23 protein-coding genes are annotated in these 20,855 nt (G+C 65.7%); 10 read left to right on the forward strand and 13 right to left on the reverse strand.

Translation table 11 applies throughout. The annotated features are described in order from the left end of the window. Positions 1-154: 154 nt before the first annotated feature. Together ACJH6H_RS13985 and ACJH6H_RS13990 are read right to left on the reverse strand one after the other, a co-directional pair. Positions 155-1,591 carry a DUF2252 domain-containing protein gene (locus tag ACJH6H_RS13985; protein WP_406775082.1) on the reverse strand — a complete coding sequence of 479 codons (1,437 nt, stop codon included), beginning with the start codon at positions 1,589-1,591 and terminating at the stop codon, positions 155-157. Positions 1,592-1,633: 42 nt separating this feature from the next. After that, positions 1,634-2,197, reverse strand: coding sequence for a DUF1707 domain-containing protein (locus tag ACJH6H_RS13990; RefSeq protein WP_212806746.1), 564 nt, complete (start codon positions 2,195-2,197; stop codon positions 1,634-1,636). Between the two features lie 398 nt (positions 2,198-2,595). Between ACJH6H_RS13990 and ACJH6H_RS13995 the strand changes: the two genes are divergently transcribed. Next, positions 2,596-2,979: an STAS domain-containing protein gene (locus ACJH6H_RS13995; RefSeq protein ID WP_061007041.1), complete on the forward strand. Its 384-nt coding sequence runs from the start codon at positions 2,596-2,598 to the stop codon at positions 2,977-2,979. A gap of 41 nt (positions 2,980-3,020) precedes the next feature. Then, positions 3,021-3,473, forward strand: a complete 453-nt coding sequence (locus ACJH6H_RS14000) for an ATP-binding protein (protein WP_061007042.1) — start codon at positions 3,021-3,023, stop codon at positions 3,471-3,473. A 7-nt stretch (positions 3,474-3,480) separates the two neighbouring features. Here ACJH6H_RS14000 and ACJH6H_RS14005 read toward each other — a convergent pair whose 3' ends face one another. The 6 genes from ACJH6H_RS14005 to ACJH6H_RS14030 form a co-directional block, all read right to left on the reverse strand. Then, positions 3,481-3,924 carry a response regulator gene (locus tag ACJH6H_RS14005; RefSeq protein WP_061007043.1) on the reverse strand — a complete coding sequence of 148 codons (444 nt, stop codon included), beginning with the start codon at positions 3,922-3,924 and terminating at the stop codon, positions 3,481-3,483. Continuing rightward, positions 3,921-5,498 (reverse strand): CHASE3 domain-containing protein, encoded by a 1,578-nt coding sequence (locus ACJH6H_RS14010; RefSeq protein ID WP_406775083.1) that lies wholly within the window; start codon positions 5,496-5,498, stop codon positions 3,921-3,923. Before ACJH6H_RS14010 ends, ACJH6H_RS14005 begins: the two co-directional genes overlap by 4 nt. Further along, the gene (locus ACJH6H_RS14015; RefSeq protein ID WP_406775084.1) at positions 5,495-6,688 is read right to left on the reverse strand and encodes a PP2C family protein-serine/threonine phosphatase; all 1,194 of its coding nucleotides are present in this window, start codon (positions 6,686-6,688) and stop codon (positions 5,495-5,497) included. Before ACJH6H_RS14015 ends, ACJH6H_RS14010 begins: the two co-directional genes overlap by 4 nt. A 169-nt stretch (positions 6,689-6,857) precedes the next feature. Further along, complete coding sequence (locus tag ACJH6H_RS14020) at positions 6,858-7,583, reverse strand: SigB/SigF/SigG family RNA polymerase sigma factor (RefSeq protein ID WP_406775100.1); 726 nt, start codon at positions 7,581-7,583, stop codon at positions 6,858-6,860. 26 nt (positions 7,584-7,609) lie between these two features. Continuing rightward, positions 7,610-8,056 carry an ATP-binding protein gene (locus ACJH6H_RS14025; protein ID WP_267323830.1) on the reverse strand — a complete coding sequence of 149 codons (447 nt, stop codon included), beginning with the start codon at positions 8,054-8,056 and terminating at the stop codon, positions 7,610-7,612. A 250-nt stretch (positions 8,057-8,306) separates the two neighbouring features. Further along, the gene (locus tag ACJH6H_RS14030) at positions 8,307-8,555 is read right to left on the reverse strand and encodes a hypothetical protein (RefSeq protein WP_406775102.1); all 249 of its coding nucleotides are present in this window, start codon (positions 8,553-8,555) and stop codon (positions 8,307-8,309) included. Between the two features lie 179 nt (positions 8,556-8,734). Between ACJH6H_RS14030 and ACJH6H_RS14035 the strand changes: the two genes are divergently transcribed. Both ACJH6H_RS14035 and ACJH6H_RS14040 read left to right on the forward strand, forming a co-directional pair. Beyond that, entirely contained in the window at positions 8,735-8,980 is a 246-nt protein-coding gene (locus ACJH6H_RS14035; RefSeq protein ID WP_135355487.1) for a CsbD family protein, read from the forward strand. Positions 8,981-9,204: 224 nt separating this feature from the next. Next, positions 9,205-9,882 (forward strand): hypothetical protein, encoded by a 678-nt coding sequence (locus tag ACJH6H_RS14040; protein WP_135355436.1) that lies wholly within the window; start codon positions 9,205-9,207, stop codon positions 9,880-9,882. Positions 9,883-9,899: 17 nt separating this feature from the next. Here the strand turns inward: ACJH6H_RS14040 and ACJH6H_RS14045 are convergent, their stop codons facing one another. The 3 genes from ACJH6H_RS14045 to glgX all read right to left on the reverse strand — a co-directional run bounded on the left by ACJH6H_RS14045 (position 9,900) and on the right by glgX (position 13,546). Further along, positions 9,900-10,346 (reverse strand): response regulator, encoded by a 447-nt coding sequence (locus tag ACJH6H_RS14045; RefSeq protein ID WP_135355437.1) that lies wholly within the window; start codon positions 10,344-10,346, stop codon positions 9,900-9,902. A gap of 200 nt (positions 10,347-10,546) precedes the next feature. Beyond that, a complete protein-coding gene (locus ACJH6H_RS14050; RefSeq protein ID WP_244602192.1) occupies positions 10,547-11,245 on the reverse strand; it encodes a TetR/AcrR family transcriptional regulator in 699 nt (232 codons plus the stop codon). Positions 11,246-11,392: 147 nt separating this feature from the next. After that, positions 11,393-13,546 (reverse strand): glycogen debranching protein GlgX, encoded by a 2,154-nt coding sequence (gene glgX / locus ACJH6H_RS14055; protein ID WP_406775085.1) that lies wholly within the window; start codon positions 13,544-13,546, stop codon positions 11,393-11,395. Between the two features lie 170 nt (positions 13,547-13,716). On the opposite strand from glgX, the gene ACJH6H_RS14060 reads away from it, so the two are divergent. The 3 genes from ACJH6H_RS14060 (at position 13,717) to ACJH6H_RS14070 (ending at position 15,537) form a co-directional block, all read left to right on the forward strand. After that, on the forward strand, positions 13,717-13,872 hold the full coding sequence (locus tag ACJH6H_RS14060; protein WP_212806754.1) for a hypothetical protein: 156 nt from the start codon (positions 13,717-13,719) through the stop codon (positions 13,870-13,872). Between the two features lie 135 nt (positions 13,873-14,007). Next, positions 14,008-15,138: an AI-2E family transporter gene (locus ACJH6H_RS14065; RefSeq protein ID WP_406775101.1), complete on the forward strand. Its 1,131-nt coding sequence runs from the start codon at positions 14,008-14,010 to the stop codon at positions 15,136-15,138. Between the two features lie 153 nt (positions 15,139-15,291). Then, a complete protein-coding gene (locus ACJH6H_RS14070) occupies positions 15,292-15,537 on the forward strand; it encodes a CsbD family protein (protein WP_212814670.1) in 246 nt (81 codons plus the stop codon). A 74-nt stretch (positions 15,538-15,611) separates the two neighbouring features. Here ACJH6H_RS14070 and ACJH6H_RS14075 read toward each other — a convergent pair whose 3' ends face one another. Together ACJH6H_RS14075 and ACJH6H_RS14080 are read right to left on the reverse strand one after the other, a co-directional pair. Beyond that, positions 15,612-16,631, reverse strand: coding sequence for an XdhC family protein (locus ACJH6H_RS14075; RefSeq protein WP_406775086.1), 1,020 nt, complete (start codon positions 16,629-16,631; stop codon positions 15,612-15,614). Beyond that, a complete protein-coding gene (locus tag ACJH6H_RS14080) occupies positions 16,621-16,836 on the reverse strand; it encodes a hypothetical protein (protein WP_406775087.1) in 216 nt (71 codons plus the stop codon). Before ACJH6H_RS14080 ends, ACJH6H_RS14075 begins: the two co-directional genes overlap by 11 nt. 220 nt (positions 16,837-17,056) lie before the next feature. Between ACJH6H_RS14080 and ACJH6H_RS14085 the strand changes: the two genes are divergently transcribed. The 3 genes from ACJH6H_RS14085 to ACJH6H_RS14095 are packed head-to-tail and all read left to right on the forward strand — an operon-like array spanning position 17,057 to position 20,845. Then, positions 17,057-19,336: a xanthine dehydrogenase family protein molybdopterin-binding subunit gene (locus ACJH6H_RS14085; RefSeq protein ID WP_406775088.1), complete on the forward strand. Its 2,280-nt coding sequence runs from the start codon at positions 17,057-17,059 to the stop codon at positions 19,334-19,336. Next, positions 19,329-19,865, forward strand: coding sequence for a (2Fe-2S)-binding protein (locus tag ACJH6H_RS14090; RefSeq protein ID WP_406775089.1), 537 nt, complete (start codon positions 19,329-19,331; stop codon positions 19,863-19,865). Before ACJH6H_RS14085 ends, ACJH6H_RS14090 begins: the two co-directional genes overlap by 8 nt. Then, positions 19,862-20,845, forward strand: a complete 984-nt coding sequence (locus ACJH6H_RS14095) for an FAD binding domain-containing protein (protein ID WP_406775090.1) — start codon at positions 19,862-19,864, stop codon at positions 20,843-20,845. The genes ACJH6H_RS14090 and ACJH6H_RS14095 overlap by 4 nt, the downstream gene beginning before the upstream one ends. Positions 20,846-20,855 lie beyond the last annotated feature (10 nt).

Here is a 20,855-nt window from a genome sequence, read left to right on the forward strand (position 1 = left end):
GTCCGAATCAGTATCGGTGTCCGGGTGGCCGCCGTCTCTACACCGAGCGCCGAAGTATCAGACCAAGCGATTGTGACGGGTCACAAACGCCGAGGCAGCTGCAGTCAGCACCACTATCCTTGCGCCCCAGGTGTTCTCGCTGCGGCTCGGCAGCTCATTCGTATTCGACCGGCAGTGCCCCACGGTCGACGGCACTGAGCAGACCGGCGTGGTCGGCTTCGGTTTGATCGGCGTAGCGCCGGGCGAACCCGGCCAGCGCCTCGCTCACGCGGCCGGAATGGCCGAGATAACCGGCGATCATCGAGGCCCCACTGGTTCTGGCATGTCCCTTCGCCAGCAGTTGACCAACCACGCTGGCGTAGCCCGTCAGCATCTTGGCATCCAACTCGTCAAGAGGTATGCGGCCCTTCATGTTTCGCAGCTGTCGCACATAGAACTGGCGGCCGTCCACCGTGGTCCAGCCCAGCAGCGGGTCGCTGACCGTCTGCAGACACTGCTGGTATTCGACGACGCGTTGCCCCTGGTGGGCATGTAACGGCGAATCACCGTGGACGTACCGCGCCAGGACCGATCGCCGGGCCTGCTTGAGCTGCAGGAAGATGACGTCCTTGGGCGACGAGCCCTCCAGCAGTGCCACGTAGGCGCGCAGACCGACACTGCCGACCCCGACGACCTTCTGCGCCACGTCCAACAGCGTGTAGCCACCGACCAGTCGGCGCCAGTACAGCGGCAGGGTCTCGAGATAGTCGTCCATCGCTTTCGTCAGCAGCTTCTCTTCCCGCGCCGGCAACGGGGTGATCAAGGGCGGTTCGTCGACGATCTTTCGCACCCCGTCGACCTCATGGGTGAAGCGCGGCAGCGCGCGATCACCCGTACGGCGTCGTGCCCGCTTCGCCGAGCGGGTGACGAGCCGCTCCAGCGGTCCGTCGGCTTCGGTGGTCAGGCGATCGACGCTGAGCCTGTTGAAGGCCCGGACGAGCAGCGGCAGCTCGGCAAGCCGCCTGACCTCCTTCTGGTAGGCCGTGACACACGCTTGCACGGCGTCGTCGCAGGCGCTTTCCGAGGCGTCGTTCTCCCGTCCGGCCACCCAGATGCTCGCCACCAACCTCCGCAGGTCCCATTCCCAGCCGCCCGGGTGCGCTTCGTCGAAGTCATTCAGGTCGATGACGAGGTCCCGTTCGGGTGAGGCGTAGAAACCGAAGTTGCCCAGATGCGCGTCGCCACAGACCACCGGCATGATTCCGGTCGTCGGCAGTTGTGAGACGTCACGGGCCATGACGACCGCGGCGCCGCGCAGGAAGGCATACGGCGACGCTGCCATTCGGCCGACCCGGACCGGGATGAGCCGCTCGATCCGCCCCTGATGGCTGGCCTTGATCAGATCGACCGGATCGGGCCGCCCCGCACCATCCGGCCACCTCGACAATGTCCGCCGGGGCACCTTCTTACGCAACGCCTTCCCCAACGCGTAGCGCTCGTCCCGCGTGGCCGGCGTTCGCAGCAGTGATCGGTACGTCTCGGTCTCGGTGCCCGTCACCACGGTGTGCCGGTCGGCAATCGCGGTGTCCGCAAGGGGCGGCGGGTCGTTCACCACGGACGTATACCCACCCATGCGCAGGCCAAGCATGGCCCATCAGGTGGCCGCCGAGGACCACCGATGCGCGGCGCGCCTGGATCGGGACGCCGCGCTGCAGGATCGCCGCCGGGCTGCCGAACTCGCCACCGTCGAATTGCCTGCAACGTAGGTCCCGCCGCTCGTGAACACGCCGATCGCGCTGGGAATCAACAACGCGCAGCCCCACGGGACGGCGACCCAGAACGGCCAGAAGTAACCGGCGCCGGTGGCGAGCCAGATGGCGAGGCACAGCAGGTTCACCGCGACCCACGGCATCCACATGATGACGACCCATGCCGGAATCGACTGCTTCCGTTGTTGTTTCGGTTCCACCCGCGCATCGGATCGCGGTAGGTCCGAAACGATGTCGGCGAGCTCGCCGCGGGTTTCGGCCCGGTAGAGCCGCTGCAGACGGGCGTCGAACTCCGTCAGGGTCAGCCGGCCCTCGGCCACGGCACGGCTGAGTCGGCGAGAGACCGTTTCGCGGTCGGCATCGCCGACCCTGATGTGAGTGTCGAGACTGCCGAGCGCGGCGCTGCGATGCGGCGGCTCGGGAAACGGGAGTTCCTCATGGTCGTCCACGGTGCGACTCCATTCGCCATAACGGTGTTATGGTCATTCATAACACCGTTATAACCTGATGGCAAGAGCATTCAGCGGTGCGGATCCGACGAAGAGATCAGCAACGACGACCGCGAGGACGAGCCGGTCGGCCGAAGTGCACGCCGATTGCCACTCCCCTTCGCAATCGATGTGCGGCACAATCGGATTGAAAACCGGCCGGCAGTGAGACAGTTCCGAACCGGCACCGGTCCCGCAAAATCGGCGCACATACATACCCGCGCCTTGACGCGCCGAAACATGTTATTTGCCACACCGACGAACAGGCTGTGTCCTACTAGGTTTGGTGCAGCGGGCAGCAGAAGCGCCGATAGTATTTGGACTGTCGGCTCACGCGTGTGAGCCCCTCGGAGGTGACAATGACAGGCCAGCCAGTCCAGGGAAGCGGCAACCCTGCCGCGGCGAGCTGCGCGGTCGAACAGAGCCAGATCGGCGCGGTCAGCGTGGTCGCGGTATCCGGAACGGTGGACATGCTCACCGCTCCGCAGCTCGAATCCGCACTGAGCCCGGCGGCTGTCGGCACAGCCCAGGCGGTCGTCGTCGACTTGAGCGCCGTCGACTTCCTGGCCTCGGCCGGGATGGGCGTGCTCGTGGCGGCGCACGCCGACCTGGCGCCGGCGGTCAGGCTCGTCATCGTCGCCGACAGCCCCACCACCAGCCGCCCGCTCAAGCTGGTCGGCATCGCCGACCTGATCGAGCTGTTCGCCACGCGAGACGAGGCCCTCGCGGCTGTCACCGCCTAGTGCGGTCGTTGTCAATCGGAAGGTAGGTCGAGCAGGTCGCTATGACGGAGCCGGACCAGTCGAGCAGCGGGGCACGTTTCAGTAAGACGGACGTGGTAGCCATCCCCGAACATGCCGCATCCGTCCGTCAGGAGTTCTCGACCTGGTTGACGGGCCACATCGCAGTGGACCGCGTCAAAGCCAGCGACATCGTGCTCGCCGTCAACGAGGCATTGGCCAACGCCGTCGAGGCCGCGTATGCCGATGCCCCCGCTCCCGGCGTCATGCATGTTCGTGCCGACTTCGACCGCGTGTCAGGGCGGCTGACCGTGACCGTGACCGACGAGGGCACGTGGCGCCCCGCCCCCGCACAGCTCGCGAACTCTGCCCGCGGACGCGGAATTCCGTTGATGCAGGCGCTGACGGATCATGCGTCGATCGAACCGACCGATGCCGGTACGGAGGTGCGCCTGCAATGGGACGTCATCGACGCCGTGCCCGCCGGCGGCGGGTGACCCGCACCTACTGCGGCAGCCGCACCACCTGCACGAAGAACTCGTCGATCTCCCGCACCGCCTTCATGAACTGATCGAGGTCGACCGGCTTGGTCACGTAGGCGTTCGCGTGCAGTTTGTAGCTGCGCAGGATGTCCTCCTCTGCCGAGGACGTGGTCAGGACGACGACCGGGATGTGACACAGATCGGCGTCGGACTTGATCGCCTCCAGCAACTCCCGGCCGTCGTACTTCGGCAGATTCAAGTCGAGCAGGATGAGGTCCGGGGTCGGGGCGTCGGCATGGACACCGCGGCGGTAGAGGAAATCCAGACCTTCTTGACCATCGCGAGCGACATGCAGAGTGTTCTTGATCTTGTTGTCCGCGAACGCTTCACGGGTGATCAGTTCGTCCCCCGGATCGTCCTCGACCAACAGGATGTCGACGACTCGGCCGGCTGACGACGCATTCATGGGTGACTTCCTTCCGGCTGCTCTGACGCGATGACGTTCGGTTCGGTGATCGGGGTGGCCGGCAAGGTGAACACGAACCGCGTGCCATCGGTGTACGACGTGTCGATCCCGATGGTGCCGCCGTGATGTTCGACGATCTTCTTGCACAGTGCCAAGCCGATGCCGGTGCCGCTGTAGGCGTCGCGCCCGTGCAAGCGCTGAAATATGACGAACACCTTGTCCACGAACTCCTCGGCGATCCCGATACCGTTGTCCGTCACCGTGAATACCCAGTTGTCGGCGTTCTCACCCGTTCCCATTGTGCAGTCGATCACGATCCGCGGCGTTTGGCCCTCGCGCCGGAACTTCACCGCGTTACCGATCAGGTTCTGCCACAGCATCGTGAACAAGGTGGGGTCGCCGTCGACGCGCGGCAGGCCGGCGGGCGGCAGCACCACCTCGGCCTCCGACTCGGCGATCGAGGTCGCGAGGTTCTGCATGGCCGACGCGACAGCCTCGCCCAGATCGACCTCGGTGTTCCTGGCGTTCAGCCGGCCGACACGGGAGAAGGTGAGCAGGTCGTTGATCAGCACCTGCATGCGCTTGGCGCCGTCGACCGCGAAGTTGATGTACTCGACGCCGCGCTCGTCGAGCTGATCGCCGTACCGCTTCTCCAGCAGCTGGCAGAACGACGCCACCTTGCGCAGCGGCTCCTGCAGATCGTGCGACGCGACGTAGGCGAACTGTTCGAGTTCGGCGTTGGATCGGCGCAATTCCTCGGCTTGCTCGTCGAGCGCCACGCGGGCGAACTGAGATGCCTCGAGCTCCTCGACGATGCGCTGCCGCATCTCCTCGACATCGACGGCGATCGCGCGAATGTCAGTGGGCCCCTGGGGAACTATGCGCTCATCGAGGTTTCCCTGCGTGATCCGGCGGCATGCTGCGGCGAGTGCGCCCAGCGGGCGAGTGACCGAGCTGCGCACCAGCATCGCCAGCACCACCGCCATGACGACGAAGGCGCCGACCATCGTGGCCAGCACCCGGTCGCGCCATTGGCGTATCGATGCCAACCGAGCGGTGTCAGCGTCGCGCGCCTGTTCCAGGTGCCGGTTCTGGGTATCGAAGAGCGTGCGGAGGTTGTCGAACTCTTTCTTGCCGTCCTCGTTGGTGCGGCTGTCGACGACGGCCGGGTGTCCCACGACGACGCTCGCGATCAACGGCTGGGCGTAGGTGCTGCGCCAGGTACCGGCGGCGCGTTCGATGGCATCGAGGTCGGCGATGAGGTCGTCACGACCCTCCAGCAATGTCCTGATTTTCTGTGCCGCAGCGGTTTCAGCGCGTTGTCCGTCCTCATACGGCGCCAGGAACTGGCTGTCGGCGGCGCTCGCATAACCGCGCACCGCGGTCTCCTGATCACGCAGTCCGGCCTGCAATCGGTAGGCGGCCACGCGCGCCGGTTGCAGGTGCTCGATCAGCTCGCTCGACACCGTGTCGGTCTGGTTCATCAGGAGCGCACCACCGACGGCACCCGAGAGCACCACCACACCCATCGCGGACAGAACCAGGTTCTGCCAGCCCTGCACCGTCAACTTCATCGAACCGAGCGCTCCACTCGAATGACGGCGATGTCGTCGGTGAGGCCACCGTAGGGCTCGGCCCAGGTTTCCACCTCGCTGATCAGCGCCTTGACGAACTCGGTGCCGGGCAGGCGCGCCAGTGACCGGGCCGCCGCCAGCAGCCCCTCCTCGCCGAGGCGTTCACCGCCGTCGCCCGCGGGCCCCTCGAACAGCCCGTCCGTCAACAGCATCAAGCCGTCGCCCGGCCGCAACTGCAACCGGTTGACCGGCCATTCCCTGGCGCCGAGGCCGAGTGCCGGGCCGGCGGTCGGTTCGAGCCAGTCGACGGTACCCGTCCCGTGCATGAGCAAGCCCGGATGACCAGCCCGCACCACGTCGAACTGCCCCGTATCGGGTGTCAGGGCCACACTCAGCAGGGTTGCGAAGGTGCCGCGGCTGGGCCGCTCGGTGGTCAGGATGCGGTCGAGCTGCCGCATCCGCTCATTACCGCGCAGGCCGGCGAAAGTCAGTGCGCGCCAACCGATTCGCAGTGCCACGCCCAACGCGGCCTCGTCGGGTCCGTGGCCGGCCACGTCACCGATCATGACGTGCACCGTGCGGTCAGGGGTCTGCACGACGTCGTAGAAGTCACCGCCGATCAGCGCGTCACGCCGGCTCGGCAGCGACTGGGTGACGATCTCGACGCCGGGATCGTCAGCGAGCAGTGGCGACGGCAGCAGGCCCCGCTCGAGTCGGGCATTCTCCTGAGCGCGCAGTCGACTGGCTTGCAGGTCGACCGCGGTGAACTCGGCACGCTTGCGTTCGATCGCATACAGGACCGCCCGGCGCAGGGTCTCCGGCTCGACGCGGCCCTTCACCAGGTAGTCCTGCGCACCCGACGCCATGGCAGAAACGCCGAAATGCTCGTCGTTCAGACCGGTGAGAACGACGATCGGCAATCCCGGTGCCAGGGCGCTCAAACGGTCGAGTGCGTCGACGCCGCCGGCGTCGGGCAGGTGCAGGTCCAGCAGCACACAGTCCGGACGGATCGTTTCCAGCGCGGCCGCCGCCTGGGTCAATGTGGACGACCAGTGGAAGTCGATGTCGATCGCAGCATCGGCGATCAGCTCCTCGACCAGCAGGGCATCTCCCCGGTCGTCCTCGACCAGCAGTAGCGACAGCGGCCGCTCTCCCGCGGGCCCCGCTTTCGGGGACGTGGAGCGGTTCATCCGCGGCTCCGCAGGCATGGACAAGTGGTCACATCCTTCACCAAGGGGCCACCTACCTCGTGCTGACCATCTCGTTTCGCTGGTGCTTACCGTCGCGGACGTTACCAGTTGGTCCACACCGCACCGAGCCATTGACGCGCAGCACGTCGCCGGCCGCTTGCCCGCGCCCTTACTCCAGCTTCTCCCGAAGCTGCGCCAGGGTTTTCGCCAGCAACCGCGAGACGTGCATCTGCGAGATACCCACCTTGGCGGCGATCTGAGACTGCGTCATCGATTCGAAGAATCGCAGCACCAGCACGGTCCGCTCGCGCTCCGGCAGTTCCTCCAGCAGCGGCCGGAGCGCCTCGCGATACTCGACCTTCTCCAAGCCGGGGTCGACGTCGCCGAGCGTCTCCGCGAGAGACGGGCGCTCGTCGCTGCCGCTCCCCGCGGAGCCATCGATCGAGGTGGTTTTGTACGAACTCCCGGCCATCAGGCCGTCGAGGACCTCATCGCGATCGATGCCCAACTCGGTGGCCAATTCAGACGCGGTGGGTGCGCGCCCGAGGCGTTGCGACATCTCGGCGCTGGCCGTGCCGATCTGCAGGTGCAGCTCTTTCATCCGCCGCGGGACTTTCACCGACCAGCTGTTGTCGCGGAAGTGGCGGCGCAGCTCCCCCATGATCGTGGGGACCGCGAACGAGGCGAAGTCCGAGCCCATCTCGACGTCGAAACGCTTCACCGCGTTGATGAGACCGATGCGCGCGACCTGCAGCAGATCATCGCGCGCTTCGCCCTTGCCCTCGAAGCGCCGCGCGATGTGGTCGGCCAGTGGCAAGCAGCGCTCGATGATCGCGTCGCGCTGCGCGATGTAGTCAGCTGAGTCCTCGGTTGTCCCCTGGAGCTGACGGAACATCTCGAGAACGTCCGCATACTCCGCCGTCACCGCTGCAGACTCACTCGTCTCGAAGTCAACGAAACACCCAGCACCTGGGTGCCGTCGATGGCCTGCTCGTCAGCGAACGTCGACACCTCGTCGGCCAGCGAGTTGAGCACGTGCCAGCTGAAGCTGTCCGGCTTCACGACGGCGTCGCCGCGATTGTCGTCGGCCACACACGTCGCCGAAGCACGAATCACCACAGCATCATTCGCCGGATCGACGACGACCCGCAGGCTCGACCCCGGCACCGCGGCCCGGATGAGACCGGTACAGGCTTCATCGACCGCCAGCCGGATATCGGCGATGGCGTCCAGATCGAAATCTTCGAAGGCCGCGACCGCTGCCACCAGCGTCCGCAGGACCGCCAGGCTCTCCGGAGACGCCGCAACGATCAACTCAACAGACCGGTCACTGGACGCCAAGCTGCCCTGCCCCACTGCCTCAACCACGTATTTCCTCCAGCGTCCCTGTGCAGGCCCACTCACGTCGCACTCTGTGTACCCATTGTCCATGGCTGCTCAAACAAACGTGCACCGCCCGCCGCCCCCGCTGTCGGCGGGGGCAACACCCGAAGGTGGGCGACGGTGTCAGCACGCCTCGCGGTCTGCGCAGCCGTCCGATTCATCTTGTGCCGCAGCCTGTTTCGCCCATCTTCCGCGATTCGCGATCGACGGGGTGACCGCATCGGCACGCGGCCGCCTAGTACCAGTAGCGCCGGCCACCGACCGGCCGTGCGGTCGCCCCCAGCAGCCAAAAAACCGCGCCCACCACCAGCACGACAACGCCGGCCACCCACAAGGGGTAGATGTTGAAGATCAGCCCAAGAGCAAGCAGTACAGCTCCGACCAGAATCATGGTGCCTCTTTCCGTTGTGGGCAGCGCACGCACGTCCTCGTGGTGCCTGCCCCGTCTGACCTTGCCGGTCAGCGGCAGTCCTTCCGTACCCACGGGCGTCAGCTGCCCAAACATTTCGGAACCGATCCGCGGAATACCCCGCGGGGCACGCACATCGGTGTGGCGCAGATCGCAATACTCGCCGTTTGACGTGCACCAGAGCTGGGAATTCTCGGCAGGCGTGGGGAACGGTTCTCCGTGCGATCATCCGATCCGTGAGCGGAAGGGTAGCCATGAGCGAGGACAAGAACACTGGTCCCGAGGAAGCCGTCCGGGGCGTCGTGGAAGGCGTCAAGGGCAAGGCCAAGGAAGTCATCGGCACCGTGACCGGCCGTGACGACCTGGTCCGCGAGGGTCAGGCCCAGCAGGACAAGGCCGATGCGCAACGCGCCGCGGCCAAGAAGGAAGCCGAGGCGGACGCCGCACGCGCGGGCGCCAAGGCCGCCGAGGCACGGGAGCGGGCCGAGCAGCAGAACTAGCACACAGTGCGACCCGGCCCAGTCCAGCGGCATGCTGGACTGGGCCGCTCTCGTGTGCGCGTGTCGTTCCGGAAACCTTTGTGGCGATGGAACTTTCGATACACCGAGTGCGGCGCTGCCCACACATCCTCGGCTGCACCATCTGCGTGTTTGCCGCTCGAATGGACTGGGTAACTGTGAAGTCAGCTGACGCACTCGCGTTGCCCGACTCGAAGGAATCAGGGATGACAATCGAACTGATGGCGGCGCCACGAAGTGCGGACGAGACGGCGGTGATCGCCGAGCCCGTGCCAGACGGGGCCGCGGCACCCGGCGTAGGTGTCCACCTGCCGGTATTGCTTGTGGGCCTGCGCTGGCTGTTCGACACCGAGCAGCCGGCGGGCGCGGTCCAATGCCCCGCCGGGGACAGCCTGCCGTCGGTGGGCGGACGCGCTTTCCGGTTCATTCCCGCCGACCGCGACGGCCGGGCTGCGCTGGGCATCGCGGTGACCACCGGCATTGCCGGTGACGCGATCGGCGGCCATGAAGCTGCCGATTTCATCGATCTGCTCGAGGGCATGGGCGAAGAGGTGCTCGCCATCAATTCCGTCGCGGCGGGTGCGTTCTACTTGCTGACCTTGGCACGACCCGCGCATCCGACCTTGCGGAGCGCCGTCGTTCGCTACCGCGCTCAGCACCGCGCCGACTCAACCGCCTCACCGTTCGGACCGGCGCACCATTCTGCTGACGCCGGCCGCGTGAGTGCATCGGACCTGCAGCGGCAGTTGGCCACCGCGGCCGCCGCGCAGGCCAGCGAGCCACTGCCCAGCGATGTCGGCGGCGTGCAGTGGATGGACCGCTTCGGTTTCCCGACGACCTCCACTGTCGCCGGCACCGAGCTGTCTCTGGCCATGCAGGTCTAGAGACGAGCCGGTCGCTGTCAGCCCCGCGGCAGCCGGACCACCTGAACAAAGAAATCGTCGATCTGGCGTACCGCACTCAAGAACTGCTCGAGATCGACCGGCTTGGTCACGTAGGCGTTCGCATGCAGCTTGTAGCTGCGCAAGATGTCTTCCTGCGCCGACGATGTGGTGAGCACGACGATGGGAATGTCGCACAGTTCGATATCCGACTTGACCTTCTCGAGCAACTGCCGCCCGTCGTACTTGGGCAGATTCAAGTCGAGCAGGATCAGGTCCGGCCGGGGCGCACCCTCGTGGGCACCGCGTCGATAGAGAAAGTCCAGGCCTTCCTCGCCGTCGTGGGCGACATGCAGAACATTCTTGATCTTGTTGTCCGCAAAGGCTTCCCGGGTGATCAACTGGTCGCCCGGATCGTCCTCGATCAACAGAATGTCGATCGGCCTGCTGTCGCGCGGCACGGTCACGTGTACACCTTCCCCACCTATACGTAGATGACGTTCGATCCATGGTCCGGCCGCGCCGGGAATGTGAGTACACGGCGGGTTCGGCGTTCCATCTAACGGCGCCAACCGGCAGTCACCTGCCATTGGCACACATCCCCGACCACAATCAGTTTACATTGTAAACAGGGGAGCTGCCCGCGGGGCTCCGGTCAGCCGCCGGCTCAGGACCGCGGCAAATTCGATTCGAGCCGATCCAACAGCGCTTCGAGCGCTTCTTCGAACTCGGCGTCGCCATAGTCCTCCGACAACAAGGGTTGCAGTCGCTGCAGCTGCGGATAGTCCGAAAGTTTGGCCTTCGGGCGGTCGGCTTCTTCGAGGATCGCCTCGGCGGGACTCAGCTGTGCGCCGCGGGCCGACACCTCCAGCAGGAGCTGCCCGACCAGGAATGTGGTGTACGCCCGATATGCCGCGACTGCGGCGGCATCGTCGAACCCATACGACAGCAGGGTATCGAGGAAGCTCTCCATCCAGCGCATGCTGCGCAGCGGCGGGCGCACCCACGGTGCCTCCGGCGCCTGCGTGGCCACCAGCGGGAAGAGTTCGGGATGCTGCAGCGCGATCTGACGCACGCCGTGCGCAAGCCGGATCAGATAGTCCTGCCAGCCGTCTTCCTGCCGGCGGGCCGCCAACTGCTCGGCGTACAAGCGGTCGACGACGTGGTCGACCACGCCGGTCAGCAGGTCTCCCCTACCGTGTACATAGCGGTACAGGGCCATCGCCTCCACACCGCACGCCGCGCCCAACCGGCGCATCGTGAGCTTCTCCAGCCCATGCTGGTCGATGAACTCGATCGCGGTGTCCAGGATGAGCTCGCGGGACAATGACGCGGCGTGGCCATCGCGCGTGCCGTCGGCGGGCACGGCATCGGAGCCGCCCGCCGCTGGGGAGACTCCAGAGTCATTGGCTCCCGACAACGTGCCTCCCAGTACTGGACGATTCCGGGCCCAACGCTAGTCGCTGCAGGCACCGGAATGACGGAGCGTCACCGCGCGGCAGCGTGCTCGGCTTCAGGAGACGGTACGGAACACCGTCAGGGCACGGCCTTCCACCATGACGGTGGCCTCCGCGTCCAGCGGTGTGGCCTCGGCCTCCACGGTGGCCAGACCGCTGGCGGTGTCGAGCACCAGTTGCCATTTCGCACCGAATTGTTGTGGCGGCAGCGTGAATTCGATGGCGTCGTGGTGCGCGTTGAAACACAGGACGAACGAGTCGTCGACGACCCGCTGCCCACGCTCATCCAGGTCCGGTATGCCGTGTCCGTTGAGGTAGACCGCGACGGACTTGCCGAAGGCGGCGTTCCAATCATCGTCGGTCATCTCCGAACCGCTCGGCGTGAAGAAGGCGACGTCCGGAACGTCCTGCGCGCCCCGGGCGCGCACCGGCCGGCCGTTGAAGAAGCGTCGGCGCCGAAAAACCGGGTGCGCGGTGCGGATTGCGGCGATGCCGCCGAGGAACGCGGTCAACTCGGTGTCGGCGGATTCCCAATCGATCCAGGTGATTTCGTTGTCCTGGCAGTAGCCGTTGTTGTTTCCCCCTTGTGTGCGCCCCAGTTCGTCGCCGTGCGAAATCATGGGCACGCCCTGGCTCAGCAAGGTGGTGGCCAGAAAATTGCGCTGCTGGCGTCGACGCAGCGCCTCGATGTCGGGATCGTCGGTCGGACCTTCCACACCGCAGTTCCAGGACCGGTTGTTCGATTCGCCGTCGGAGTTGTTGTCACCGTTGGCCTCGTTGTGTTTCTCGTTGTAGGACACCAGGTCCCGCAGCGTGAATCCGTCATGGGCGGTCACGAAATTGATCGAGGCGACCGGCCGGCGCGAGGTGTGCTCGTAGAGGTCCGCCGATCCGGTGAGCCGTGACGCGAACTCGCCGAGCGTGGATTCCTCACCGCGCCAGAAGTCACGCACGGCATCGCGGTACTTACCGTTCCATTCCGTCCACTGCGGCGGGAAGTTTCCGACCTGGTAACCACCGGGCCCGACATCCCACGGCTCGGCGATCAGCTTGACCTGGCTGATGACCGGATCCTGCTGGACCATCTCGAAGAACGTCGAGAGCCGGTCCACGTCGTAGAACTCGCGCGCCAGCGTCGACGCCAGATCGAAACGGAAACCGTCGACATGCATCTCGGTCACCCAGTACCGCAACGAATCCATGATGAGCTGCAGCGCATGCGGGTGACCGGCATTGAGACTGTTGCCCGTGCCGGTGTAGTCCATGTAGAACTTCTGGTCCCCATCGACCAGCCGGTAGTAGGCGGCGTTGTCGATGCCCCGGAACGACAGCGTCGGGCCCAGATGGTTGCCTTCCGCGGTGTGGTTGTAGACCACATCGAGGATCACCTCGATGTCGGCCTGGTGGAGGTCGCGCACCATGGCCTTGAACTCTTGAACCTGGCCCCCGGGCGTCACCCCTGACGTGTATTTGGGGTCCGGCGCGAAGAACCCGATGGTGTTGTACCCCCAGTAATTCGACAGCCCTTTGTCGATCAGCACGGAGTCGTTGGCGAAGTGGTGCACCGGCATCAACTCGACGGCCGTGACACCGAAGCTCTTCAGATGGTCGATGATCGCCGGATGCGCGACGCCCGCGTAGGTGCCGCGATCACGCTCGGGAACGTCGGGGTGAAGCTGCGTCAGCCCCTTCACGTGGGTTTCGTAGATCACCGAATCGGCGTACGCACGCTGCGGCGGCCGGTCGTTGCCCCAGTCGAAGTACGGGTTGATCACCACTGACTTGGGCATGCGGGCGGCCGAATCATCGTCATTGCGACTGTCTTCGTCACCGAAGTTGTACCCGAAGAGACTTTGGTCCCAACGGAATTCGCCGTCGATCGCCTTGGCGTAGGGATCGATCAACAGCTTGTTCGGGTTGCAGCGCTGTCCCGCCGCAGGATCGTACGGCCCGTGGACGCGATAGCCGTAGTGCTGTCCGGGCACGACATCGGGGAGGAATCCGTGCCAGATGAAGCCGTCGACTTCCGGCAGCACCACCCGCGTTTCGGTGCCGTCGTCGGCGAACAGGCAGAGCTCGACCCGCTCTGCGGCCTCACTGAAGACGGCGAAGTTCGTTCCGACACCGTCATACGTCGCTCCGAGCGGGTACGCCTTGCCCGGCCATACCTCGGTGCGGCGGTTGTCCTCCGAGTCGGCGGACGTTGTCATGTGCTCTCCTCGAGCGCCAGTACTGGGGTGGGAGGAATAGCCCGCATCAGCGCCATCCAATCATCGCGACGGTCGGAATGCACGGTTGGTTTGGCCGGGTGTCGGCATGGGTACCTGAAAGCCGCCGGTGTTGACGAAGACGTCAACACCCCGAGCGAGGAGCGCAGCACATGATCATCTTGGGCATTATCTTGCTAATCCTGGGCTACGCCCTGGCAGTACCGATTCTGGAGACCATCGGTGCAATCCTGGTCGTGATCGGTGCGGTCCTGTGGATCCTGGGCGCCGTCGGGCGGCCGGTCGCAGGACGCAAGGTGTGGTTCTAGCCGGCGCGGTAACCGTTCCTGCGCACCGCGGGCCCTGTGGTCACGAGCGCCCGGCCGTGCGGTGACCGCGAACCACCCGACGAGGCGAACCAGGTAGAGAAGACGGGTGAGGCCGGTCAGCCGGCGCACCACGACATGGTGGCGCAGCCGCACGGCACAGATGAGGAACCGATCGCCGCGGCAGAAGCTGTCGCCGCGGAGATGAAAACCGATGCGCGTCCCCATGGCGAATTGGGGCGGCGGTTCGATCGGCACTCACCCTTCTTCGTCGGGATGACGGCGGCCGCAGGCGTTGCCGTGACGTACGGCGCCGTGCACATGCTGGTCGCCGCGCAGTCGGTGCTGGTGCTGATCGGAGTGGCGTTCTTCCTGGCGCTGGGGTTGGAACCCGCCGTCTCGTGGTTCGTCAACCACCATCTGCCGCGTTGGCTCGCCACCACAGCCGTTTTCATCATCTTTCTTGCGCTGATGGCCGCCTTCGTGGCAGCGGCGATTCCGCCGCTGTCGCAGCAAGCCACCCAGCTTATCCATCAGGCGCCGCACTACATTCAGCAAGCGCAGAGCCACTCGTCCACGATCGGAAAACTCAACGACCGCTTCCATATTCAGCAGCGGATCACCGACACGATGAACGGTTCGGGCGGGTCGATACTCAACGAGATCGTCACTGCCAGTTCGGCGGTGTTCGCCGCGCTGGCCGATGTGCTCATCGTCATCGTGCTCACCGTGTACTTCCTGATCGACTTCCCGCGCATCCGCGCCACCCTGTATCGCCTTGTCCCGCAGACCCGTCGGCCGCGCGCGATTCTCATCGGCGACGATGTCTTCGCCAAGGTCGGCGCCTACGTCCTGGGCAACGTGGCGATATCGGCGATCGCCGCAGTCGCCACCGCGGTGTGGCTGAGCGCGTTCGACGTGCCCTATCCGCTACTGCTCGGCATCTTCGTCGGACTGTTCGATCTGGTGCCGGTCGTCGGCTCCACCATCGCCGGAGTCGTGGTGGCGGCGGTGGCCCTGACGGTCTCGCTACCCGTATGTGTTTCCACCGCAGTCTTTTTCATCGTATTCAGAGCTCTCGAGGACTATCTGCTTGTCCCCCGCATCATCGGACACGCGGTCAAGGTGCCCGCGTTGGTCACCGTCGTGGCGGTTCTCATCGGCGGCGCTCTGCTCGGCATCGTCGGGGCATTGGTGGCCATTCCGGTCGCAGCTGCCGTGCAGCTGATCACCCGCGAGGTGCTGTTTCCGCGGCTCGATGGCACCTGAGCACCAGCTGCCCCTCACACCGAACAGCCAATGTCCGGCAGGTCACAACAACACGGTGTTTCGAGTCGAGGCAGATCGGAAATCCTGCAACCAGGGCGCGGCACAGCGATACCGCTCCTGAGGAATCCATCCATGACTACCGGAAGGGCAGACATGAGCGAGAAGCAGAACACCGGACCCGAAGAAGCCGTGCGTGGCGTCGTGGAAGGTGTGAAGGGTAAGGCCAAGGAAGTCATCGGCACCGTGACGGGCCGCGACGACGTCGTGCGTGAGGGCCAGGCCCAGCAGGACAAGGCCGATGCGCAGCGCGACGCCGCGAAGAAGGAAGCCGAGGCGGACGCCGCGCGGGCGGGCGCCAAGAGCGCCGAGCAGCGACAGGAAGCTGAGCAGCGCCGCTGACTCACAGATCGGCCCAGCCGGGGTTTGCCCCGGCTGGGCCGATTGCTGTGCGCAGCCCGTCGCCGGCCCCGGCATCACACCGAATGGAATGCGCGTTCGGACTTCGGTAGCCCGCTGCCACCTTCGGCACCCGCGACCACTTGGGCCAGGATCGACAACGCGATGTGGGGCCCGGCGCGACCGCCGAGATCCAGCCCGATCGGCGCCTGCAGACGGTGTAGGTCATGGGCGAGAAGTCCCCGCGCCGACAGCTCACTTCGAGTGTTCGCCGAGCGAGCGCTCGAGCCGAGAGCGCCGACGAACGACGGCTGCAGACCGCCGGTCCATCGCCGCGAATCAAGGGCCTCGAGTAGCAGCGGCACGGTGAAGCGATCATCATGGGTCAGATCGACGATTGCCGTCTTCGCGTCGATGCGTCCCGCTTCCCGTTCGCGCCGCAGATAGCGATCGGGCCGATCAATGACGAGTTCCAGCGGGCCCGAGAACCGGTCGGGACGCAGGAATGCCGACCGTGGATCACAAACCACCACCGCGAATCCCATACGGGCGGCCAGCGCCGCGAGCTCGACGGCGATCTCGCTGGTGCCGAAAATCACCATGCGGGGCGGTGCTTCGTAACGCGTGCAGAACTCGGGCGCATCACCGGCCTGGGCCAACGAAATGTGCCCGGTTTGCAAGTTCAAGAACGTGGCTGCCGGCTGACCGGCTTCCAGTGCCGAGAGCAGGGCCGGCAGTTCCGGAAAGTGCCGCGGTGTCACCGGATGCATGGCCACCCGCACCGCGCCACCGCAGGGCCCGCGCGGCGCAAACGGGTCACCGCTCAGCCGGTCTGCTTCGTATTCGACGGTCCGGCAACCGATTCCCTCCACGAAACCGGCAGCTTCTGCGAAGATTCGCTGGGCCCGCTCGAACAGGTCCGCCTCGATGCAGCCCGATGACACGCTGCCGGCCATCGCCGCGTTCCGGTCGAAGGCCATCATCGACCCGAGTGGGTACGGCGATCGGTCGTAGGTGTCGAGGACCGTGACCGCGAGAACCGGCTCACCGTGCTGGTATCGCCGCGCAATCCATTGCAGCACAGCCTTATTCTTCATCGATGTCCTCCCCGCTCGCCAGATCGGAGCATTCGACCTGGAGCAGATCGGGATGTGCCGTCAGGAATGGGCCGGCGCCGGTGTCACCAGAGACGTTCTGCAGCAGGTCATCGAGCCGATGACCATCGGCGGCGGTCACTTTCGGCTTTCCGTAGCGCTGCCCGCTGCCTGCCGCCAGGACTATGCCAAGGGTCGTGGTGCTCATGGTGGTACTCGGTGAGGCATGTTACTCAGACGATGTCGCAACGCGCCCGGCCTCCGGCCTCATCGCCAGGTCGACGCGTAGGTCGAGCCCCAGGTGCCGGCCATCTGATGACACAGGAGGCGGACGGTGCGATGCTCTTACCGCCTCAAGTGACAGCGAGCGCGCGACGACGCGCAAAGGCAGGGTGAGAGTGACAGGCGATGGAGCAATCGGTCGGCCGGTGAGCCGGGTCGAGGGACGCGACAAGGTGACCGGCGGCGCGCGCTACACGGCCGATACCGCAGTGCCTGGCGTGCAGTACGCGGTGCTGGTGCAGTCCACCGTGTCGCACGGTCGCATCATCGCCGACTCCTTGGCGGCCGCCGCGACGCGAGCCCAATCCGCACCGGGAGTGACCTGGGTCCTCACGCCCTTGAATTGCCCTACTCTGCAGCATCTTCCAGTCGATCTGACGTGGGATCTGCCGCTGGAACGGCGGCCACCGCTGTCGGATCTGACGGTCCAACACAGAGGCCAGCACGTGGCTCTGGTGGTCGCCGACACCCTGGAGAACGCGCAGTTCGCCGCGTCGTTGATAGACGTGAGCTACGAGGAACTGCCCGCGCTCCTGACGGCGCACGATGTGCTCGCGGCACGAGACCTGCCGGCCAGCGATGACGGGGTCGTGCGCAGCGGCACCTACCGACCCGATCATTTCGTCAAACTCGAGGACGAGAAGCTCCAGGACCACCGCGGCCCGGCCGATGAGCCGGCCGACGGCATCAAGATCGCTTCGCGCTACACCACGCCCGAGAATGCCCACTACGCCATCGAGCTGGCCGCCACGATCGCGAGCTGGGACGGTGATCTGCTGACGGTGCACGACACGACGCGGTGGATCGCCGGCGAACGGCTCGCTCTGGCAGCCTATTTGGGCATCCCAGTCGACAACGTGCGGATCATCGCCCCGCTGGTCGGTGGAGCGTTCGGTTCCAAGAGTTTCTTGTGGATGCATGTCGTGCTGTGCGCGTTGGCTGCGCGAGTGACCGGACAACCGGTCAAGATGGTCCTCAGCCGCGCCCAGATGTTCACCTCGACCGGACACCGTCCGCCAACCGAGCAGCAGGTGCGGCTGGTCGGCGATGCTCACACCCGACTGACCAGCATCGAGCACCACACGCTCACCGAGACGTCGACAATCGCGCACTTCTGCGAACCGGCCGGCATCAGCACACGGTTCCTCTACCGATCACCCCGAATGGTCGTCTCGCACACGGTCGCTCGGGTACATTCCCCCACTCCATGTTTCATGCGCGGCCCCGGCGAAGCACCTGGACTGTTCGCTCTGGAGGTCGCCATGGACGAGCTGGCCCACGAGCTCGACGTCGACCCGCTGCAGCTGCGCATCACCAACTATGCCGGGGACGATCAAGCCAGCGGACGCCCGTGGTCCGACGAGAATCTGCTGCGGTGTTACCGGGAGGGAGCCTATCGTTTCGGTTGGTCGCACCGACCGTCCGAACCACGGTCGCAGCGCCGCGACGATGTGCTCGTCGGCTGGGGTATGGCGACCGCGACTTATCCGGGGCGCCGCATGCCCGCCGGCTGTCATGTGCGGACCACGCGCGACGGAATTGTCGAATTCTCCTCAGCCACACACGAAGTCGGGACCGGGGTGCGGACCGTCATGACGCAGATCGCCGCGGATTCCGCGGGATTGCTGCTGCCGCAGGTGGCCTTCTTCTCGGGTGATTCCGCCTTCCCGAGCGCCCCGTACAGCGGAGCATCACAAACCACCGCGGCCGTCGGCTCGGCGGTCTACGAGGCCGGTCGGGAATGGAAACGCCGGCTGCTCGAACTTCTCGTCGCCGACGAGCATGCGCCATACGCCGGATGCGACCCGCACACGCTGGATATCCGCGACGGCGAGGTCATCAGCACCGATCCGGAGCTCCCGGTCACCGCGGTCATCCCACTGCTTGCGGCATCCGACAATGCATTTCACGAGCGACTCACCTTCACCAGCACCAGCGACGGGGCGCCGGAAGGCGGCCCCGTGTCGCAATCGTTCGGCGCCCACTTCTGCGAGGTGGAAGTAGATGAGAGCATCGGGCGAGCCACCGTCACCCGGTGGGTCGCGGTCATGGACTGCGGACGCGTCATCAACCCGAAGCTGGCGCGCAGCCAGATCATCGGCGGCATCACCTTCGGTCTCGGCATGGCGCTACTGGAACAGGTGCCCTACGACCCCGGTACTGGCCACGCCCTCGGCGAGTACTACGTGCCCACTCACGCCGACATCCCGAGGTTCGACATCGCCTTCATCGACAGCGCCGACGACCACCTGAACGCGTTCGGTGCCCGCGGCATCGGCGAAATCGGAGTGTGCGGCGTGGCCGCCGCGATCGCCAATGCCATCTTCCACGCCACCGGTCGCCGGGTACGCGACCTGCCGATCACCATCGAGAATCTGTTGCCCGCGTTCGGCGCAGCGTCCCAGAGGCAAAATCCATATGAGTGACCACACCATCGAGCTGATCATCAACGGCACCGCCGTCACGGTGGTGGCCGACGTCCGCACCACGCTGCTGGACCTGCTGCGTGAACGCCTGCAACTCACCGGTACGAAGAAAGGCTGCGACCACGGACTGTGCGGCGCCTGCACGGTTTCGGTCGATGATGCGCGGGTCCTGAGCTGCCTCACCCTGGCCGTGACGATCGAGGGCGCCACCGTCGTGACCATCGAAGGCATCGCCCAAGACAGCCGGCTGCACCCGTTGCAAGAAGCGTTCATCGAACACGACGGATTCCAATGCGGTTACTGCACGCCCGGCCAGATATGTTCGGCACGAGCGATGCTCGCAGAACACGCGCGCGGGGATCTGTCCGCCGCAACTTTCGACGGCCCGCTCACCGACGTCGCAAACGGACCGGAGACCTTGTCCACCAATGAAATCCGCGAGCGCATGGCAGGCAACATCTGCCGTTGCGGCGCCTACCCGAACATCGTCGACGCGATCGCGTCCTGTCTGCCCGAGCACCGCCCATGAAGACCTTCGACTTCCACCGCGCCCGCGATGTCGATGACGCCCTCGATCTTGCCGCCCGCACCGGTGCCACCTACTACGCGGGCGGCACAAACCTGCTCGACCTGATGAAGCTCGGCGTCGCGGCGCCGACGGCTGTGGTCGACGTCAGCCGGCTCGGCCTGGATCAGATCACTGCAACCGATGACGGCGGCATCATGATCGGTTCCGGCGTCACCAACAGCGCGATCGCCAACCACGATCTGGTCCGGACACAGTATCCCGTGCTGTCGCAGGCGATCTTGTCCGGAGCGACGACCCAGCTCCGGAACATGGCCACCGCCGGCGGCAACCTGCTGCAACGGACTCGTTGTCCGTACTTCATGGACCCCGAGTTCCCGGCGTGCAACAAACGCCGTCCCGGTTCCGGCTGCGGTGCGCTGCAAGGTTTCAACCGTGAGCACGCACTGTTCGGGACCAGTCAGTCCTGCGTTGCGGTGCACCCGTCCGACATGGCGGTGGCGCTGTCGATGCTCGATGCCGTGGTGCACGTCCGGGCGACCACCGGTTCGCGCAGCATCTCGCTGTCCGATTTCTTCCGGCTTCCCGGGGACGAACCCGACCGCGACAACACCCTGCTACCCGGCGAACTGATCGTCGGTATCCACCTGCCGCCGTCGGAATACGCCCGTCGCAGTTGGTATCTCAAGGTCCGTGACCGGCACAGCTACGCCTTCGCCCTGGTGTCCGTTGCAGTTGGACTGACACTCGACGACGGTATCGTCACTTCAGCGGCCATCTCACTCGGCGGCGTCGCCGCCAAACCGTGGCGCGTACCCGCAGCCGAATCCGCGTTGATCGGTAATGCCCCCGACGACAAGGCTTTTCGAGATGCCGCAGAGATCGCGCTGCGCGACGCTGCTGCGCTGGGCCAGAACCAGTTCAAGATCGACCTCGGGAAGCACAGCGTCCTGCGGGCACTGCACAAGGCCAGTACGCGGTGACGCCGTCCGA

Source organism: Mycobacterium sp. SMC-21 (assembly GCF_045310825.1).
Taxonomy (GTDB): Bacteria; Actinomycetota; Actinomycetes; order Mycobacteriales; family Mycobacteriaceae; genus Mycobacterium.

What these genes read in the sequence shown, in the direction of transcription:
- ACJH6H_RS13995 (WP_061007041.1), top strand. Translation starts at nt 2,596, where the DNA reads ATGACAGGCCAGCCAGTCCAGGGAAGCGGCAACCCTGCCGCGGCGAGC.
- ACJH6H_RS14000 (WP_061007042.1), top strand. Translation starts at nt 3,021, where the DNA reads ATGACGGAGCCGGACCAGTCGAGCAGCGGGGCACGTTTCAGTAAGACG.
- ACJH6H_RS14005 (WP_061007043.1), bottom strand. Translation starts at nt 3,924, where the DNA reads ATGAATGCGTCGTCAGCCGGCCGAGTCGTCGACATCCTGTTGGTCGAG.
- ACJH6H_RS14010 (WP_406775083.1), bottom strand. Translation starts at nt 5,498, where the DNA reads ATGAAGTTGACGGTGCAGGGCTGGCAGAACCTGGTTCTGTCCGCGATG.
- ACJH6H_RS14015 (WP_406775084.1), bottom strand. Translation starts at nt 6,688, where the DNA reads ATGAACCGCTCCACGTCCCCGAAAGCGGGGCCCGCGGGAGAGCGGCCG.
- ACJH6H_RS14020 (WP_406775100.1), bottom strand. Translation starts at nt 7,583, where the DNA reads ATGTTCCGTCAGCTCCAGGGGACAACCGAGGACTCAGCTGACTACATC.
- ACJH6H_RS14035 (WP_135355487.1), top strand. Translation starts at nt 8,735, where the DNA reads ATGAGCGAGGACAAGAACACTGGTCCCGAGGAAGCCGTCCGGGGCGTC.
- ACJH6H_RS14040 (WP_135355436.1), top strand. Translation starts at nt 9,205, where the DNA reads ATGACAATCGAACTGATGGCGGCGCCACGAAGTGCGGACGAGACGGCG.
- glgX (WP_406775085.1), bottom strand. Translation starts at nt 13,546, where the DNA reads ATGACAACGTCCGCCGACTCGGAGGACAACCGCCGCACCGAGGTATGG.
- ACJH6H_RS14060 (WP_212806754.1), top strand. Translation starts at nt 13,717, where the DNA reads ATGATCATCTTGGGCATTATCTTGCTAATCCTGGGCTACGCCCTGGCA.
- ACJH6H_RS14065 (WP_406775101.1), top strand. Translation starts at nt 14,008, where the DNA reads ATGGTGGCGCAGCCGCACGGCACAGATGAGGAACCGATCGCCGCGGCA.
- ACJH6H_RS14070 (WP_212814670.1), top strand. Translation starts at nt 15,292, where the DNA reads ATGAGCGAGAAGCAGAACACCGGACCCGAAGAAGCCGTGCGTGGCGTC.
- ACJH6H_RS14075 (WP_406775086.1), bottom strand. Translation starts at nt 16,631, where the DNA reads ATGAAGAATAAGGCTGTGCTGCAATGGATTGCGCGGCGATACCAGCAC.
- ACJH6H_RS14080 (WP_406775087.1), bottom strand. Translation starts at nt 16,836, where the DNA reads ATGAGCACCACGACCCTTGGCATAGTCCTGGCGGCAGGCAGCGGGCAG.
- ACJH6H_RS14090 (WP_406775089.1), top strand. Translation starts at nt 19,329, where the DNA reads ATGAGTGACCACACCATCGAGCTGATCATCAACGGCACCGCCGTCACG.
- ACJH6H_RS14095 (WP_406775090.1), top strand. Translation starts at nt 19,862, where the DNA reads ATGAAGACCTTCGACTTCCACCGCGCCCGCGATGTCGATGACGCCCTC.